15 protein-coding genes are annotated in these 16211 nt (G+C 73.0%); 8 read left to right on the forward strand and 7 right to left on the reverse strand.

Features of this window, described 5'->3' with window-relative positions:
• Positions 1 to 61: 61 nt before the first annotated feature.
• Genes AB0H57_RS17485 through AB0H57_RS17495 form a run of 3 tightly spaced genes read left to right on the forward strand, consistent with a single transcriptional unit; the run spans position 62 to position 4223 of the window.
• The gene (locus AB0H57_RS17485; protein ID WP_357507528.1) at positions 62 to 1360 is read left to right on the forward strand and encodes a nucleotide disphospho-sugar-binding domain-containing protein; all 1299 of its coding nucleotides are present in this window, start codon (positions 62 to 64) and stop codon (positions 1358 to 1360) included.
• Positions 1357 to 2805 (forward strand): FAD-dependent oxidoreductase, encoded by a 1449-nt coding sequence (locus tag AB0H57_RS17490; RefSeq protein WP_357507530.1) that lies wholly within the window; start codon positions 1357 to 1359, stop codon positions 2803 to 2805. The genes AB0H57_RS17485 and AB0H57_RS17490 overlap by 4 nt, the downstream gene beginning before the upstream one ends.
• Before the next feature lie 11 nt (positions 2806 to 2816).
• On the forward strand, positions 2817 to 4223 hold the full coding sequence (locus AB0H57_RS17495) for an aminobutyraldehyde dehydrogenase (protein WP_357507532.1): 1407 nt from the start codon (positions 2817 to 2819) through the stop codon (positions 4221 to 4223).
• Positions 4224 to 4529: 306 nt separating this feature from the next.
• Here AB0H57_RS17495 and AB0H57_RS17500 read toward each other — a convergent pair whose 3' ends face one another.
• The 6 genes from AB0H57_RS17500 to AB0H57_RS17525 all read right to left on the reverse strand — a co-directional run bounded on the left by AB0H57_RS17500 (position 4530) and on the right by AB0H57_RS17525 (position 8197).
• Positions 4530 to 4937: a hypothetical protein gene (locus AB0H57_RS17500; RefSeq protein ID WP_357507534.1), complete on the reverse strand. Its 408-nt coding sequence runs from the start codon at positions 4935 to 4937 to the stop codon at positions 4530 to 4532.
• Positions 4934 to 5143 (reverse strand): hypothetical protein, encoded by a 210-nt coding sequence (locus AB0H57_RS17505; RefSeq protein WP_357507536.1) that lies wholly within the window; start codon positions 5141 to 5143, stop codon positions 4934 to 4936. Before AB0H57_RS17505 ends, AB0H57_RS17500 begins: the two co-directional genes overlap by 4 nt.
• 344 nt (positions 5144 to 5487) lie before the next feature.
• On the reverse strand, positions 5488 to 6471 hold the full coding sequence (locus tag AB0H57_RS17510; protein WP_357507538.1) for a serine hydrolase: 984 nt from the start codon (positions 6469 to 6471) through the stop codon (positions 5488 to 5490).
• Positions 6472 to 6480: 9 nt separating this feature from the next.
• Complete coding sequence (locus AB0H57_RS17515; RefSeq protein ID WP_357507540.1) at positions 6481 to 7089, reverse strand: class I SAM-dependent methyltransferase; 609 nt, start codon at positions 7087 to 7089, stop codon at positions 6481 to 6483.
• A gap of 64 nt (positions 7090 to 7153) precedes the next feature.
• Positions 7154 to 7897: a class I SAM-dependent methyltransferase gene (locus AB0H57_RS17520; RefSeq protein WP_357507542.1), complete on the reverse strand. Its 744-nt coding sequence runs from the start codon at positions 7895 to 7897 to the stop codon at positions 7154 to 7156.
• Positions 7898 to 8041: 144 nt separating this feature from the next.
• The gene (locus AB0H57_RS17525; RefSeq protein WP_357507544.1) at positions 8042 to 8197 is read right to left on the reverse strand and encodes a hypothetical protein; all 156 of its coding nucleotides are present in this window, start codon (positions 8195 to 8197) and stop codon (positions 8042 to 8044) included.
• Between the two features lie 483 nt (positions 8198 to 8680).
• On the opposite strand from AB0H57_RS17525, the gene AB0H57_RS17530 reads away from it, so the two are divergent.
• On the forward strand, positions 8681 to 8875 hold the full coding sequence (locus tag AB0H57_RS17530; protein ID WP_357507546.1) for a hypothetical protein: 195 nt from the start codon (positions 8681 to 8683) through the stop codon (positions 8873 to 8875).
• A 153-nt stretch (positions 8876 to 9028) separates the two neighbouring features.
• Positions 9029 to 12370, forward strand: a complete 3342-nt coding sequence (locus tag AB0H57_RS17535; RefSeq protein ID WP_357507548.1) for a BTAD domain-containing putative transcriptional regulator — start codon at positions 9029 to 9031, stop codon at positions 12368 to 12370.
• A gap of 18 nt (positions 12371 to 12388) precedes the next feature.
• Here AB0H57_RS17535 and AB0H57_RS17540 read toward each other — a convergent pair whose 3' ends face one another.
• On the reverse strand, positions 12389 to 13075 hold the full coding sequence (locus AB0H57_RS17540) for a hemerythrin domain-containing protein (protein ID WP_357507550.1): 687 nt from the start codon (positions 13073 to 13075) through the stop codon (positions 12389 to 12391).
• Between the two features lie 377 nt (positions 13076 to 13452).
• On the opposite strand from AB0H57_RS17540, the gene AB0H57_RS17545 reads away from it, so the two are divergent.
• From AB0H57_RS17545 to AB0H57_RS17555, 3 genes are read left to right on the forward strand one after another with little or no spacing between them, the layout of a single operon-like run.
• Positions 13453 to 14505: a transporter substrate-binding domain-containing protein gene (locus AB0H57_RS17545; RefSeq protein ID WP_357507552.1), complete on the forward strand. Its 1053-nt coding sequence runs from the start codon at positions 13453 to 13455 to the stop codon at positions 14503 to 14505.
• Positions 14469 to 15479 (forward strand): hypothetical protein, encoded by a 1011-nt coding sequence (locus tag AB0H57_RS17550; RefSeq protein ID WP_357507554.1) that lies wholly within the window; start codon positions 14469 to 14471, stop codon positions 15477 to 15479. The genes AB0H57_RS17545 and AB0H57_RS17550 overlap by 37 nt, the downstream gene beginning before the upstream one ends.
• 50 nt (positions 15480 to 15529) lie before the next feature.
• On the forward strand, positions 15530 to 16210 hold the full coding sequence (locus AB0H57_RS17555; RefSeq protein ID WP_357507556.1) for a DNA alkylation repair protein: 681 nt from the start codon (positions 15530 to 15532) through the stop codon (positions 16208 to 16210).
• Position 16211 lies beyond the last annotated feature (1 nt).

Raw genomic sequence — 16211 nt, forward strand, 5'->3', positions numbered from 1 at the left:
ATTGACTGCCGCCCGGGGACCTTGTTGAATTTCGATTCAACAGCCACCCCCGGGAGATGTGATGTCTCAGCTGACGGTCCTGTTCATGCCCGAGAGCGCGTACGGCCCCACGAACAACTGCATCGGGATCGGCGACGTGCTGCGCCGGCGCGGACACCGGGTGGTGTTCGCGGCCGAGGCGTCGTGGCGGGGCAAACTGGCCGCGCTGGGCTTCGAGGAGGACCTCGTCGACCTCGCCGCACCGGCGGCGGACGCCGAGGAGCAGGACGCCGGGCAGTTCTGGAAGGACTTCATCCGCGACACCGCGCCGGAGTTCCGCAAGCCGACGATCGAGCAGCTCGACACCTGGGTCAAGCCGGTGTGGATCGAGCTCATCAACGGCGCCAGGTACTGCCAGCCCCGGCTGCTGGAGATCATCGAGCGGGTCCGGCCGGACGTCATCGTCGAGGACAACGTGGTCGCCTTCCCCGCGCTCAACACCGCCGGGGTGCCGTTCGTTCGGATCGTCTCCTGCAACCCACTGGAGATCAAGGGCGAGGACGTCGCCCCGGTCTTCTCCGGATACCCGGCCGCCGACCGGTCGGGGTGGGCGGCGTTCCGGACCGAGTACGACCGCGTGCACCGTCCGGTGTGGGAGGAGTTCGACGCCTGGGTACGGGAGCAGGGCGCACCGGGCCTGCCCGATCTCGAGTTCATCCACGAGGGCGACCTCAACCTCTACGTGTATCCCGAGAGCGCCGACTACGCCGACGCCCGGCCGCTCGGCCCGACCTGGCAGCGACTCGAGTCGTCGGTACGCGAGACCGACGACGAGTTCACCATGCCGCCGCAGCTCGCGGACCGGGACGGAGCACTGATCTACTTCAGCCTCGGCTCGCTCGGCTCCGCCGACGTCGAACTGATGCGACGGGTGATCGACTCGCTGGCCAAGACGCCGCACCGCTACATCGTCTCCAAGGGCCCGCTGCATGCCGAGATCGACCTCGCGGAGAACATGTGGGGCGCGGAGTTCCTGCCGCAGACGAAGATCATTCCGCTGGCCGACCTGGTCATCACCCACGGCGGGAACAACACCACGACCGAGGCACTCCACTTCGGGAAGCCGATGATCGTGCTGCCCCTGTTCTGGGACCAGTACGACAACGCGCAGCGGGTCGACGAGCTCGGTTTCGGGGCGCGCCTCGATCCGTACCGCTTCACCGACGAGCAGTTGCACGGGGCGATCGAGCGCCTGCTCGGCGACGAGGACCTGCGCACCCGGCTCGCCGCGCACGGCTCGGCGATCCGGGCCGCGGACGGCCTGCGGCAGGCGGCCGACGCGATCGAGCGGCTGGGCCGTACCGCCGGGGCGTCTCGTTGACCAACTGGTACGCGCCACCGGCCCGGACCGCCTCGGCCGCCGCGGCGCGGGCCAGGGCGCAGGCGGCGCTCGCCGACGCGGCGCCGACGAGCTTCTGGACCGATCGCCCGCAGCGGCCGGACCCGCGGGCCCGGCTGACCGGCGCCGTCGTCGCCGACCTCGTGGTGATCGGCGGCGGCTTCACCGGCCTCTGGGCGGCCATCCTCGCCAAGCAGGACAATCCCGCCGCGGACGTCGTGGTGGTGGAGGCCGAGCGGGTCGCCTTCGGTGCGTCCGGGCGCAACGGCGGGTTCATCGCCGACTCGCTCACCCACGGCCTGTCTCACGGTGTGTCGCGGTGGCCCGCCGAGATGCCGACCCTCGTCCGGCTCGGCCGGGAGAACCTGGCCGCGATCGCCGACGCCGTGCGGCGCTTCGGCATCGACGCGGGGCTACGGCCGTGCGGCAAGACGACGGTGGCCGTCGCTCCCCACCAGGTGGCCGAACTCGCCGCGCTGGCGGAGCTGCACCGGACGTACGGTGACGACGTGATCCTGCTCGACGCCGAGCAGGTACGCGCCGACGTGGCGTCACCCACCTACCTCGCGGGTATGCGACTGCGCGGTGCCGGCGGACTGGTCGACCCCGCCCGGCTGGCATGGGGGCTGGCGTCGGCCGCCGAGTCGCTCGGCGTGCACATCTACGAGAACACCCGGGTCACCGGCTTCGACCGGTCCCGCAACGGGGTGGTGGTGCGTACGGCCGACGGACGGGTCCACGGTCGCCACGTGGTGGTCGGGACCAACGGCTACCCGCCGCCCCTGCGGCGACTGCGGCACTGGGTCCTGCCGGTCTACGACTACGTCCTCGTCACCGAGCCGCTCAGCGACGCGCAGCGGACGACGCTCCGCTGGCCCGACGCGCAGGGGGTCACCGACGCCGGCAACCAGTTCCACTACTACCGCCTCACCGACGACAACCGGATCCTCTTCGGCGGGTACGACGCCATCTACCGGTTCGGCAACCGGGTGGAGGCAGCCCTCGACCAGCGCGACGCCAGCCACCAACTGCTCGCCCAGCACTTCGCGGACACCTTTCCCCAACTCGACGGGATCCGGTTCACGCACCGCTGGGGCGGGGTGATCGACTCAACCACCCGGTTCACCCCGATGTTCGGCACCACCCGCGACCGCCGGATCGCGTACGCCGTCGGCTACACCGGCCTCGGCGTGGCCGCGTCCCGGTTCGGCGCGCGGGTGGCACTGGACCTGCTCGGCGGCCGGGACACCGACCGGACCCGGCTGCAGATGGTACGGCGGCGCCCGGTGCCGTTCCCTCCGGAACCGCTGCGCTACCCGGTGGTGGAGGTGACCCGCCGCGCGCTGGCCGCGGCGGACGCGCACGGCGGGCGCCGGGGGCCGTGGCTGCGGCTCCTGGATCGCTTCGGTGTCGGTTTCAACAGCTGAGGAGCAACCCCATGGGCATCCTGACCAACCCGGCGACCGGCGCCGTCATCGCCGAGGTCCCGGACACCGACACCGCGGAGGTCGGCGCGCGGGTGGCCGCCGCGCGGGCCGCTTTCGCGCAGTGGCGGGAGGCCACCCCCGCCGATCGGGCCCGCGTGCTGCTGCGCCTGGCGGACCTGGTCGAACGCGACGTCGAGGAGCTGACCCGGCTGGAGGTCGAGGAGACCGGGAAGCCGGCGTCGGTCATGCGCGACGGCGAGTTGCCGTTCGGCGTGGACAACCTGCGGTTCTTCGCGGGCGCGGCGCGCTCGCTGGACGGGACGGGCGCGGGCACGCTGTCCGCCGGCTACACGTCGCTGCTGGTCCGCCGGCCGATCGGCGTCGTCGGCTCGATCGCGCCCTGGAACTTTCCGCTGATCATGGCGATCTGGAAGATCGGACCGGCCGTCGCCGCCGGCAACGCGGTGGTCGTCAAGCCCGCGCCGCAGACGCCTCGGACGACCATGGCGTTGGCGCGACTGATCGAGGAAGCGGGCGCGCCCTCGGGTCTGGTCCAGGTGGTCACCGGCGGCGCCGACGTGGGCAGCGCCCTGGTCGCGGATCCGGGCGTGGACATGGTCAGCGTCACCGGATCGACCCGGACCGGCCGGGAGGTGATGCGGGGCGCGGTCGCCGGGCTCAAGCGGGTGCACCTCGAACTCGGCGGCAAGGCGCCGGCGATCGTCTTCGACGACGCCGACCTGTCCGAGATGGCGGCCGGGGTGGCGATGGGCGCGACGTACAACACCGGCCAGGACTGCACCGCCGCAACCCGGGTCTACGTCCAACGCCCGGTCCATCAGGACGCGATCGGCGCCCTGGAGGCCGCGCTGAGGAAGGTACGCAGCGGCGACCCGTGGTCGGCCGAGATCGACATCGGCCCCCTCATCTCGGCGGAGCACCGGGGCCGGGTGGCGGGGTTCCTGGCCCGCGCGGCAGCGGACGGCGCCACCGTCGCGCTCGGCGGATCGCCCGCGGACGGGCCCGGCTTCTTCTTCCCGCCGACGTTGGTCGTCGGTGCCGAGCAGCGCAGCGAGATCGTGCAGGGCGAGGTGTTCGGCCCGGTGGTCGTGGTGCTTCCCTTCGACGACGAGGACGACGCGGTGCGGCTGGCCAACGACAGCCAGTACGGGCTCGCCTCGTCGGTCTGGACCCGGGACGTCTCGCGCGCCCTGCGAGTCAGCCACCGGCTCGACGTCGGCGTCACCTGGGTCAACGACCACCTGCCGATCGCCTCCGAGGCGCCGCACGGGGGCGTGAAGGGCTCCGGCTTCGGCAAGGACATGAGCCAGGAGGCGGTCGCCGAGTACTCCGTAACCCGGCACCTCATGATCAAGCACGCGGCGCCGGCCGGCCGGGACTCCTTCCGGCCGGCCTGACCGGCAACTCGGATACCGCCTCCGTGGGATCGATGTCGCACCGCCCGGGTCAGCGCCAGTCGTAGACGGCACGGAGGTGGGTGAGGACGGCCAGCACCCGGCGGTGGCCGTCGCTGGCCTCGGGAATGTCGAGCTTGATCAGCACATGACGGATGTGAGCCTCAACGGTGCGACGTGAAGAGCCGGCGTCCCATCTGATCCCCATCCCACCTGTCGTGATCGTCGGGCACAGCCTGGACGCGGATTGTTTCCCGTCGATCATGCGAGGCTGCCTCTGCCGGTGGGCTGTCGTGCCGGGCGCTGCGATCAGCCACCCGGGCAGCCACGGCCGCCGCTGATCGGAATGCACTGCGTGACGCGCGGTGCCGGTTGCTGGTCGGCCGGCGTCCAGCCGATCAACGGTGCCCTGGCCCCGTTCCCCACCATCCCGAAGAGGGCGTAGATCAGCGCAACTCCCAGCAGCGACCACAGGAAGTGGTGCGTCCAGTACCGGTCGCCGACGAGCCGGGCGAGCAGCAGCCCGGCCACCGGGAGGGCCAGGTTGAACACCAGCGCGGCGACCAGAAGGGTGTCGGTGGTTGCGCCGAACGACCGTGCCGCCGCGTCGGTGGCCAGGTAGGGCGACGAGGTACGCCGGAGCAACCCCGCGATGAGCAGGAACGGCACGCCGTAGAGCCAGGCGAAGAAGAGCAGGCCGATTCCCAGGCGCTTCACTGGGCACCCTGCCAGGCCGCGCCGGCCACCGCCACCACCGCGACACTGCCCAGCACCGCCAGGGTGCCGGCGAGGATCGACGAGGGGAGCCGGCGCGCGAGCAGGCCGGTGATCACCAGCGTGACGACCAGCAGACCCGCCAGGATCGGCGCGCCGACGATGGCCATCAGGCCGAGCTGCTCCTGTGGCGTCAGGCAGCTGAACATCGCTGAGCAGTCCCGGTCCGGTGCAACCGGTATTCCTGACCTGCCGACGACCACTGCGGCGGTTGCGGTGGCGTACCACCCGAGCGCGACGAGAAGACTCGACCGGAACGAGGCTCGGCGTGGTGCGTCCACATCAACCATGGCCGAGGATCTTTCCCGATGCCGGGATCTGGCGTATCCGGTTCGGTACTCATCCGGGCCTGAGTACCGAACCCCAGAACGGGCGTACATCAGTGCCGGCCGCCCTGGGTGTTCGTGATCAGCTGCCCCAGGACCTTCAGCGCGGCGTGCCCCGGCACGGCGCGGGTGAAGTTGTCGGTGGCCCTGCTCACCACGGTGCTGGGTCAGGCCATTGCGGGGAGGATGACCTGCTCCAGCACCGTGAGCGGGGCCCGCCACTGGTCCGGGTCGTCGTAGTTGCCGGCGGTGAGGGCCACGGTGAGGTCCAGCTCGGGCAGGACGAACAGGCGTTGGCCGCCGTTGCCCATGCCCGCCACCAGCCGATGCCCGCCGATGGATTCCAGGTACCACTGGTAGCCGTACTGGGCGCCCCAGCCGGTCGGCAGGCGTGGCTGGAGCATCGTACGGATCCAGGCGGCGGGAACGATCCGCCGAGCGTTCCAGGCTCCCCCACCCAGCACCAGTTCGCCGACCCTGGCCAGGTCACGAGGCGCGAGTCGCAGCCCGGACGCGGCGGACGCCACCCCGTCCGCGCCGGTCATCCAGGCGAAGCGGTCGATGCCCAGCGGCCCGAAAAGCGCCGCCTGCGCGTACTCCGGCAGCGACTGTCCGGTCCCGTCGGCGATCAAGCGGCCGAGGAGCGCCGTGGCGCCACCGCAGTAGGTCCATCGGTTGCCGGGCGGCTCGAGGATCGGACGCTCCAAGACGTACCGGTGGCGATCCGATGCCAGCTCCATCGCGATCTCGGCGTTGGCCGGGCTGTGGTACGGAAGGTCCTCGCGCCATTCCAGCCCCAACGACATCGTCAGCGCGTGCTCGACGGTGAGCCGGGCGCGCTGCGGGTCAGCCGCCAGGTCGGGATACCGCGGGAACCGCGGCAGCAGCGGCTCCGCCGGCGCCGGCACCAGCCCGTCGCCGAGCGCGATGCCGTACAACAGCGCGGTCACACTCTTGGTCACCGATCGAATGTCGTGCAGAGTCTCCGGCCCGAATTCCACGACACCCAGCGAGTCGCCCCAGGCGAAGTCCTCGCCGGCCCTGTAGTACTCCAGCAGGCATCGGCCACCGCGCAGCGCCACGACGGCGTGCAGACCGCCGGCCTCGCCCGCGCGGAGGACATCGTCGAGGCGGTCACGCATCAGGCTCACCGGCTCAGCTCACCCTGGGTCCGCGATCGCCGCGACGGCGGCGTGTGGCCGGTGGATGCCGTCGCCCGGGCGCGGCAGGCGCTCGACCTCGGTGAAACCGGCGCGCCGCAACCGTGCGGAGAACTCGTCGAGGGGCCAGCGGTAGGCGGTCACCACCTTGTGGTCGAAGGCCGCGACCTCGTCGCCCTCGAAGAGCCCGAGCACCAACGTCCCGGCCGGGGCCAGTGCGCGCCGGAACTCGGCGAGCACGCCGTCGAGCTCCTGCGGCGGCAGATGGATCAACGAGTACCAGGCCAGGATGCCGGCGACGGAGTGGTCGGCGACGGCGAGATCCGCCATCGACCCGAGCTGGTAGCTGCCGCTCGGGTGGGTCGCTTGCGCATGGGCGATGAACTCGGGGACCAGGTCGATGCCCCGGGCGTCGACGCCCAGCGCGCGAAGGAAATCGGTGAGGTGGCCGGGTCCGCAGCCCAGGTCGAGCACCGTGCCGGGTCGCCCCGCCAGATGTCGCTCGATGAAGGCGAGGTCGTCGGCGTGTACCTGCTGGCTGGTGCCGAACAGCCCGATGTAGAGCTCCGCGACCGACCCGTACGCCCGCCGGACCTGCTCGATGTTCACCCCGCGACCATACGGGCCCGGCCGGCGCCTCTGCTGCCTCGGGGCGATGCCAGGACTACGACGGTCACGCGCGGCGCAGCACCAGGGTCGCAAAGCCCAACACGTCGCGATACCCGCGCAGCCATTGATCCCGGTGCTCACGCGCGACCGCGAGCGCGTCGGCGGCGTCGGGGTGGCCCGGGTTGTCGAGCGCCCACTCGGTGAGCGAGCCGACCCACGACCATTCGTAGTTGTCCCACTCGGCGGCATCGCTCACGTGGGCGTACACCGGGGTCCAGCCGGCCTGTTCGGCGACGTCCACCAGACCGGCGAGGTCGGTGTAGTCCTCCGGTTTCACGTCGAGCGCGGCCAGGGCCGCCGGCGTCGGCGGGGCCTGCCAGAAACCCTCGCCGATCAGCAGGATTCCGTGGGAGTTCACGTGTCGGCCGGCCATCCGCAGCGTCCCGGCGACTCCGTCGAAGATGTGGGTCGACCCGACGCACAGCACCAGGTCGTAGTCGCCGTCCGGCACGTACGTGTGGGCATCGCGCTCGTGCAGGGTGAGCCGGTCGGCGAGGCCGCGCTCGGCGGCCGCCGCCGCGGCGCGCTCCAGGGCGTACCGGCTGAGGTCGACACCGTCCGCGTGTCCGTCGGGATGGTGGGCGAGAGCTTGCAGCGCCCAGGCCGCCTCCCCGCAGCCGAGGTCGAGGATGCGGGCCGCCGGTCCCCGGTCCGCCCGGCGCAGGAGCCGGTTGACGTTGACGCCGGAGATCGGTGCCGCGATGGGATGGTGCGAGTGCGCGATGCTGCTGAGCCGTTGACGATCCACACGTGACAGTGAACCAGAGCAGGGACGTCGGGCGGCAGCGGTAATCGGGTAGCGGCGGGCCGGGACCGCCGGGCGTGGCGTCGGATGGTCCTGCCGAGCGCCGGTCCGGGGGCACCCTGCGTGAGCCCCCGGACCGGCTCAACATCAGCCCGCGCGCACGCTGACGTTGGTCGCCCGCAGCAGGCCGACGACCGTCTTGACCGCCGCCAGGCCCTCCTGGTGGCCGCCCGCCTTGATCCGGCCGGACCATTGACTTCCTCTACCGCCATGAATGGCGGAGATTCCCTCCGCGCTGCGCACGGAACGCGCAACGCCCGAATGGGTTCCTGCTTCACCGCGATCCGCCGGAGATTGCCCCGGTCTTACGTCCGCTCCACAGGCGTTTTTCGTCTCCGCAAGCCCTGCGGCGACGGTGGTACGTCGGGCTCCGGCTTGGTTATCACCGGAGACCGGTGCGAACTTACCACGGTCAATGGCACGCTCGGCCCTTGACGGCCCTCCCAGCGCGGGCCTTCACCCCCGCCCTGAAGCTGAAGGGCGGAGCACTGGCCCGCATTCCGGTAGCCGTACCGGTCGGCCAGGGTTCCGGAACCCACCGTCCCGGCCTGCACGATGCACGAGCCGAGCGGGTCGTCCGGCGCCCGGCCACTGGGCCAGGTAGCCGATCGCGCCGGCCGGCAGGTGGAGACCCACGGTCGCCACCGGGTCGGCCAGCGACGTACCGGTCGGGACCACGTAGGGCGCCTGCCGCGCAGAATCTCGATCCGGTCGAACCGCCGGTCCATGCCGGCCGCGAGCCGGCTGATCTGGTCGCGCAGCGCGGCGATCTGGGCGTCGGTGGCGTCGTCCACGCCGGCGCCGGAGGTGAACAGCGGAAGCAGGATCATCGCGGCCCCGACCAGGCCACCGACCAGGGTGAACGTGGACATCGCCAGCGCCGCGGTGGTGATCCCGGCCGCCGAGATCGCCGCGGTGTAGGTGGTGATGGCCGAGATGGCCGACCACGGCCTTGGCCGGCCGGGACGAATTTGGCAGCAGCTAAAGGCCGTCTTGGCGGGCTGGTGGGGATCACCGGCCGGGACTGTCGGATGCCGGATCTTCACGGCCGGCTCGCCTGACTAGGGTCACGGCGTGACGACCATCGGCGTGCTCGGCCCGGTGCGGGCGACCCGCGGCGGCGCCACGATCGACCTGGGGGCGCCCCGGCAGCGTGCGGTGCTGGCCCGGCTCGTCGCCGGAGGCGGCCATCCGGTGTCGGTCGACCGGCTGGTCGAGGACCTGTGGTCGGGCGACCCGCCGCCACGAGCCCAGGCCGCCTTGCAGGTGTACGTGTCGAACCTGCGCCGGGCGCTGGAACCGGACCGCCCGTCCCGCACCCCCGCCCGGATCCTCGTCACCGTCGCCCCCGGATACGCCCTGAGGCTGCCGACCCCCGATGTGGACGCCTGGCGGTTCGAGGCGGCGCTACGGGCGGCCACGCCGGAAGCCGAGACCCGGCCCGTCAAGGCGGTGGCCGGCCTCGACGAGGCCCTCGCCTGCTGGGGTGGGGCTACCCCGTACGCCGAGTTCGCGGGGGAGCCGTGGGCGGATCGGGAGAGCGAGCGGCTGGCCCAGCTACGACTGAGCGCCGTCGAGCAGCGGGCGAAGCTGCTGCTCGCCCTGGACCGCCCGACCGAGGTGGTCCTCGACCTCGACCCGCACGTGCGGGACCACCCGTTGCGGGAGCAGGCCGTCATGCTGCTCGCGGTCGCGCTGTACCGCCTCGGGCGGCAGGCCGACGCACTCGACGTGCTGCGCGCGGTCCGCGCCACGCTGGCCGAGCAGTTGGGCATCGATCCCAGCCGTGAGTTGCGGAGCCTGGAGACGGACCTGCTGCGGCAGAGTCCCCGCCTGGAGGTGACGGCCACCAGGATCGCCCGGCCGGAAACCGCCGCCGTGCCGGCCGGCCCGGCGGCAACGCCCTCCGCCGCCCCGACCGCCGCGGCGCACCCAAGACCGGTGGGGCGCGCGGCGGAGCTGGCCCGGCTACGCGCCGCGGCCGACCGCGCCGCCGGAGCCGGCCTCGGCATCTGCTGGGTGGGCGCCGAAGCGGGGGCGGGGAAGTCGACGCTGGCACACCACCTCGCCGACTCCCTCGCCGCGGCCGGCTGGTGCCCGGTCACCGGCACCTGCCCGCAGGTGGCGGGCGCCCCGCCGGCCTGGGCCTGGCACGAGGTGGTCACCGCCGCCCGCCGGCACCTTCCGCTCGACGAGGCGGAAGCCCACGGCCTGCGCCTGCTGCTGGACAGCGGCACGCCGGTCGGCACCCGCGGCGAGTACGACGAGTTCCACCTCCGCCGGGCCCTGGCCGGCTACCTGTCCCGGTTGACCGGCCACGGCCCCCTGCTCGTGCTGATCGAGGACGTCCACCGCGCCGACGGCGAGACCCTGCGGATCCTGCGCCACCTCGCCGCCGCCCTGGCCGGGGCCCCCGCCCTGGTCGTGGCGACCTACCGTCCGGACGAGGTGACCGACGACCTGGTGGTGGCCCGGGCCGCGCTGGCCGGCGTGCCGGCGGTCGACCTGGAACTCGGCGGCCTCGACGCGGACGCCGTCACCGAACTGCTGCGCCGGCACGGCGTGGACAGCACCGACACCGAACTGCTGCGCACCGTGCGGGAACGGTCGGCGGGAAATCCACTGTTCACCGTCGAGCTGGCCAAGCTGATCGCGGCCGAAGGACCGGCGGCCGCGCTCGACGGCATTCCCGCCGGGCTGGGCCATGTCCTGGCCCGCCGGCTGGCCCGGTTGCCGGCCGCCGCGCAGACGGTGCTGCGGCACGCCGCCGTCTTCGGACCGGAGGCCGACGTCGACACCCTGCTCGCCGTCGACGGCGGCCCGGAGGAACCGGTCCTCGACGGTCTGGAGGCCGGCGTGACCGCGGGCCTGCTCGTCGAGCCCGAGCCGGGGCGGGTCCGGTTCGCCCACGCCCTGATGCGGGACGCGCTCTACCACAGCGTTCCGCTGCTGCGGCGCACCCGGATCCACAGCCGGATTCTCGGCGTGCTGCAGGAGCAGCGCATCGACGACGTGGCGGCGAAGGGACGGCACGCGCTGGCGGCCCTCACCCCGGCCACCGCCGCCGACGCGATCGGCCACCTCGCCGCCGCCGCCCGCCGCGCCGGTGACCTCGGCGCGCCGCGGGAGGCCGCCACGCTCTGGGCCGGCGCGCTGCGCGCCGTCGAACTGGCCCCGAACGCCACCGCCCGAACCCGTCTCGACCTGCACCGCAACCTGGCCACCGCCAGCGCACTCGCCGGTGACGTGCTCACCGCCCGCGCCGCCCGCGCCGAGGCGATCAGGCTGGCCACCGGCATCGGCGATCCCACCGCCGTACACGCCGCGCTGACCTGTTTCGACGCCCCGGTCACCTGGACCATCAGGCCCGACCGCCTGGTCGACGAGCCGCTGGTCCGGCTGCTGGAGCGGGAGCTGTCCCGGGTCGGCGAGGACCGCCCGGCGCTGCGCTCCCGGCTGTTGAGCGTCCTCGCCTTCGAGATCGAGGGCGCCGACCAGGAACGCGCCGACGAGGTCACCCGGGAGGGGCTCGCGCTGGCCCGCCGGCAGGACGACCCGGCCGTGCTCTGCCGTGCCCTGAACGCCCGCTACTTCGTCACCGTCGCGCCCGCGCACCGCGCCGAGCTGCCCGCCGTCGGACGGGAGCTGCTGGCGACGGCCGAGGCCGCGGGGCTCACCGCGTACCGCTGCGAGGCCCACCACATCCTCTACCAGGCCGCGCTCGCCGACGCCGACTTCGACCGGGCCCGCCACCACGTCGACCGCGCCGTCGAGGAGGCCACCACCGGGCAGCTCGGACTGATCCTCGCCGTGATGGGCTGGTTCACCGGCCTGTGCGCGCTCTTTCGCGGGGATCTCGACGAGGCGTCCCGTCGGTACGCGGAGATCAGCGTCCGGATGAGCCGCGTCGGTGGCCCGAACGCGGCGGCGATGGGGCTCATGGGCCGGTTCACCGTGCTCAGCACCGTCGGACGCGGACACGAGCTGATCGGGGAGATCCGGCAGGTGCACGCGCGGGTGCCGGACGACACCCACGACGTGCTGGCCCACGCGCTGCTCTCCGCCGGCGACCACGCGGCGGCCCGGGCCGTCTGGCGGCCACACGCCCCGATCCGCCCCGACTACCTGTGGCTGTACTGGATGACGTTGCGCGGACAGGTCGCGGCCCGGCTCGGCGACGCCCCGGCCGCCCGGCGCTGCTATCGCGAGCTGCTGCCGTGGGCCGGGCGTTTCGCCGGGCTGGAGTGCGGATCGATCTCGCTCGGGCCGGTGGACCAGACCCTCGCCGAACTCGCCGCAATGCTCGGCGACCCGGCGGCCGCCGCCGCGCACCGCGACGCCGGGCTCCGGCTGGCCCGCGCGGTCGGCGCCGTGCCGTGGTGCGACGAATCGGCGTACGCGGCGGCGGCGAGCTGAGCCGGTCGCGCCGGCCGGTCACCCGCCGAAGACCCTCGCCTCCCGGCGGCGGAAGCCCGGTCGCAGCGCCGCGAGCATCAGCCGCAGCACCGGCCCGGCCATCCGCTTCAGCTCGGCCAACTCGTCGGGCCGGGCGTAGCGCTCGATCCGGGGCAGCTCGAACCGCAGCGCGCCGCCCTTGCGTACGGCCCGCTCCACGGCGTCCCAGTCCGCCGCGCTGACGTAGCGCTGGATCACCGGGAAGATCAGCCGCTCCTCCTCCTCGATGTGCTCGTCGAGGACGTCGCGCAGCTGGGCCAGGACCGCGGCGAGGCGGCCCGCGGCGGCCCGCGCCCGTCCCTCCGCCGGACTGCCCGCGGCGAGCACGGCGGCCAGCTCGTCCACGGCCGCGCGCGCCTCGTCCAGCACCGGATCGAGCGACGCGTGGTCGTCGCTGAGCTCCCGCAGGTCGATCTCGGCGGCAGCCGAACGTTCCAGCACCGGCCAGAGGACCTCGTCCTCCATCCGGTGGTGATGGTGGATACCGTCGCAGAGCAGCCGCACGTACGTGCGCAGGGCCTTCGCGCGACGGAGGTCGTACGTGATCTGGCCGGCGGCCACGCGGTCCGCCAGGTCGGCCAGCCGCCGCGTGTCGGCGCGCATGGTGCGGTGGTTGATCCGGAAGCCGACCAGGTTCGGCTCGGTCTCGGTGTTGGTCGTGCTCATGTTCTCCTCCGGCCGCTCCGGTCAGCGGCCCGCTCGGGGCGGGCCGGCCATCGGTGACCGGCCCGGCACCGGCCGACGACGGCCGGTGTGATCTCGTGCCCCGACTGTCGGGAGTCCCGCCTGGCACTCACTTGGCGTCGACTTGGCCCGGGTGCATCCCTCGTCGGCCGCCCGACCCGCCCCGGGGTCGGTTGTCTGACTGTTCGGCGGCGGGTGGCGGCTCGTCCTGGCCTTGCCCCGGACCCCACAATGGAGGCTCTGGTACCGGAGCCGCGCGGTGGGGGAGGGCATAGGTGAGTGAGGCAGGCGAGCCGAGCCCTTCCGGGCCGGCGGCGACCGCACCGCAGCGGACCAGACGGGTCCGCCAGATTCGACTGGTGGGACTGACCGTCGTGCTGGCCGTACTGGCGGCGGCGGTGGTGCCGATCGTGCTCGGGTTCGGCCCCCCGACCCGGGACGAGCTGATGGAGCGGGCCGGCCTGAAGGGCAAGCCGCAACTCCTGGTCGGCGTGAAGGACGACCAGCCCGGTGTCTCCCAGCGACTGCCGAACGACGTCTGGAAGGGCTTCGACGTCGACATCGCCTACCTGATCGCCGGCTACCTCGGGTTCGACCGGTCCCAGGTGCGGTTCCTGCCGATCGAGAGCGAGGACCGGGCCCGCCGCCAGGCCCAGGACCGCGACGGATTCGTCACCGTCGACCTGGTGATCGCCTCGTACAGCGTCACCAGGAAACGGGAAGAGGAGGAGGGGGCGGTCTTCTCCGCCCCTTACCTGCAGACGGAGCAGTCGGTGGTGACGCTGCGCAGCGACGCGGGCCCGGTGAGCAGCCTGGAGGACCTGGCTGACCGGACCGTCTGCACGCTGACCACGTCGACCGCCATCCCGCGCCTCCGCCAGGCCGGCGCGCGGCCGATCGGCCGGAACAAGATCAGCGAGTGCGTCCAGGAGATGTACGACGGGAAGGTGAACGCGGTCACCAGCGACGCGGCGATCCTCGCCGGCTTCGTCACCGGCGACCAGCCGGGCGACGACGGCCAACGCTTCCCGGTCACCCTCCGCAACGTCAAGCCGCTGCGGCACTGGGACATCGGCGAGTCCGCCGCCGAGATGTGGGGGGTCAACACCGGCCCGAACGAGGCCCTGCGTGATCTGGTCGATCTCGCGCTCCACGCCTCGGCCACCGACCCGCGCAACTCGGCCTGGGAGGAGGCGTACACCGGCAACTTCCGTTGGCAGCAGCGCTACAACCTCCCGCAGTCGGTAGCGGTGCAGCAGCAGCCCGACCCCAGGAAGGTGGAGGTACGGCAGTGGCCGTGGGAGAGGATCGCGTTACCGGCCCCGGCACAGCCCGGGTCGCCGGCGGTCCCGGCAAGGCTGGCCGGCCCCGCCGGATGGCAGGGGCGCGGCAGGCGCAGCAGTGGCTGCTGACCCTTCTCCCCGCGTTTCCCGTCCTGCTCCTGGTGCTGCGGCTGTGGCAGCTCAGCCGGCAGGACATGTCCACCATGCTGCTGCTGGTGCAGTACGTCAGCCCGCTCGGCCTGCTCAGCGCCCTGCTGATCGCCCTGGTCTGGGCGTTCCCCCTGGTCGTGCTCACGTTCGGGGTGCTCGGTCGGCTGCTGCGGCTCAGTGCCCCTGAGCGCTTCGACCCGGAACGGTCGTTGCTCGCCTTCTGGACGGCGCGTACCCCCGGCTGGGTGGCCACCGCGGCGGTCGCGTTGGGCGCGCTCACCTGGCAGCTCCGCTTCCTGCCGACGCTGCTGATGCTGGGTCTCTGCCTGCTCGCGCTGCGCACCCGCTACCTGTATCCGGACCAGCCGACCCGGATCCTGCTGGTCAGTGTGGCGCTTCCGCTGGCGGCGGCGGTGCTGGCGTACGCCGCGCTGGCCCCGGCGGTGTGGACGGCGGTCCAGGTGGGTGAGCCGACCACGGCCGCGCTGCTGGCGGTGCCGCCCGCCGCCACCATGCTGCTCACCGGCCCGATCCCCGGCCGGATCGCCCCGGCGTTGACCCACGGTCTGGCGTACGCGGTCGCCGCCGTGCTCCCGCTGGTGACCGGCGCGGTCTTCCTGCGGGTGCCGGTGCTGCCCACCGCCGCGGTCGAGGTCGACCCGCAAGCCCCGGCCGGCGCGGCCGGCGCGGCCGGCCCGGAGGTGGTGCTCGGCGCACTGATCACCGTCACCGACACGTCGACGGTCATCCTGGACCGGGCCGCCGTCGTGCGGTTCCTGCCGAACGACGACGTGCGGTCGCAGGTGCTCTGCCCGCAGGCTCGGCCGGTGCCGTACAGCGTCGTGGCGGTACACGGCTGGCCGGTGGAGGAGACCACCCTGGACTGGATGATGCCCCGGCGCCCGATCGCCGCACCCGACGTACGCTGCGACGGCCGCCTCCCCGCCGGGTAGGCGAAGTTGGCCGTAGGCTGCTCTTCGCACCTGACGGACAGGAGGCTGAGGTGGCCGAGACGACGGTGACCCAGGTGATGGCCGAACTGGCCGAGCTCGAGGACCCCAGGGCACGCGAGGTGAACGAGCGGCACGGCGACGACCACGGGGTGAACCTCGGCAAGCTGCGCGCGCTCGCGAAGCGGCTGAAGACGCAGCAGGACCTCGCCCGTGAACTCTGGGCGACGGGGGACACCGCGGCCCGGCTGCTGGCGCTCCTGATCTGCCGCCCGAAGGCGTTCGGGCGGGACGAGTTGGACGCCATGGTGCGCGAGGCGCGCCCACCCAAGGTGCACGACTGGCTGGTGAGCTACGTGGCGAAGAAGAACCCGCACGCGGAGGAGTTGCGCCCGGCCTGGTCCGCCGATCCGGACCCGGTGGTCGCGAGCGCCGGCTGGGCGCTCACCACCGACCGCGTGGCGAAGCGGCCCGAGGGCCTCGACCTCGCCGGACTGCTCGACGTCATCGAGGCGGAGATGAAGGACGCCCCGGATCGGCTCCAGTGGGCGATGAACCACTGCCTGGCGCAGATCGGCATCGAGCACCCCGAACACCGCGCCCGCGCGATCGACATCGGCGAGCGCCTGGCGGTGCTCAAGGACTATCCGACCTCCCCGGGCTGCACGTCGCCGTACGCGCCCACCTGGATCAGCGAGATGGTGCGCCGCCAGCAGGATCCGCGGTCCCGGTAGC

Origin of the sequence: Micromonospora sp. NPDC050686 (assembly GCF_040654475.1) — a bacterium.
GTDB lineage: Bacteria > Actinomycetota > Actinomycetes > Mycobacteriales > Micromonosporaceae > Micromonospora.

Bases quoted from the DNA above. Each gene is read 5' to 3' on its own strand.
- AB0H57_RS17485 (WP_357507528.1), top strand. From the start codon at position 62: ATGTCTCAGCTGACGGTCCTGTTCATGCCCGAGAGCGCGTACGGCCCC.
- AB0H57_RS17495 (WP_357507532.1), top strand. From the start codon at position 2,817: ATGGGCATCCTGACCAACCCGGCGACCGGCGCCGTCATCGCCGAGGTC.
- AB0H57_RS17505 (WP_357507536.1), bottom strand. From the start codon at position 5,143: ATGTTCAGCTGCCTGACGCCACAGGAGCAGCTCGGCCTGATGGCCATC.
- AB0H57_RS17530 (WP_357507546.1), top strand. From the start codon at position 8,681: ATGCCGGCCGCGAGCCGGCTGATCTGGTCGCGCAGCGCGGCGATCTGG.
- AB0H57_RS17540 (WP_357507550.1), bottom strand. From the start codon at position 13,075: ATGAGCACGACCAACACCGAGACCGAGCCGAACCTGGTCGGCTTCCGG.
- AB0H57_RS17550 (WP_357507554.1), top strand. From the start codon at position 14,469: ATGGCAGGGGCGCGGCAGGCGCAGCAGTGGCTGCTGACCCTTCTCCCC.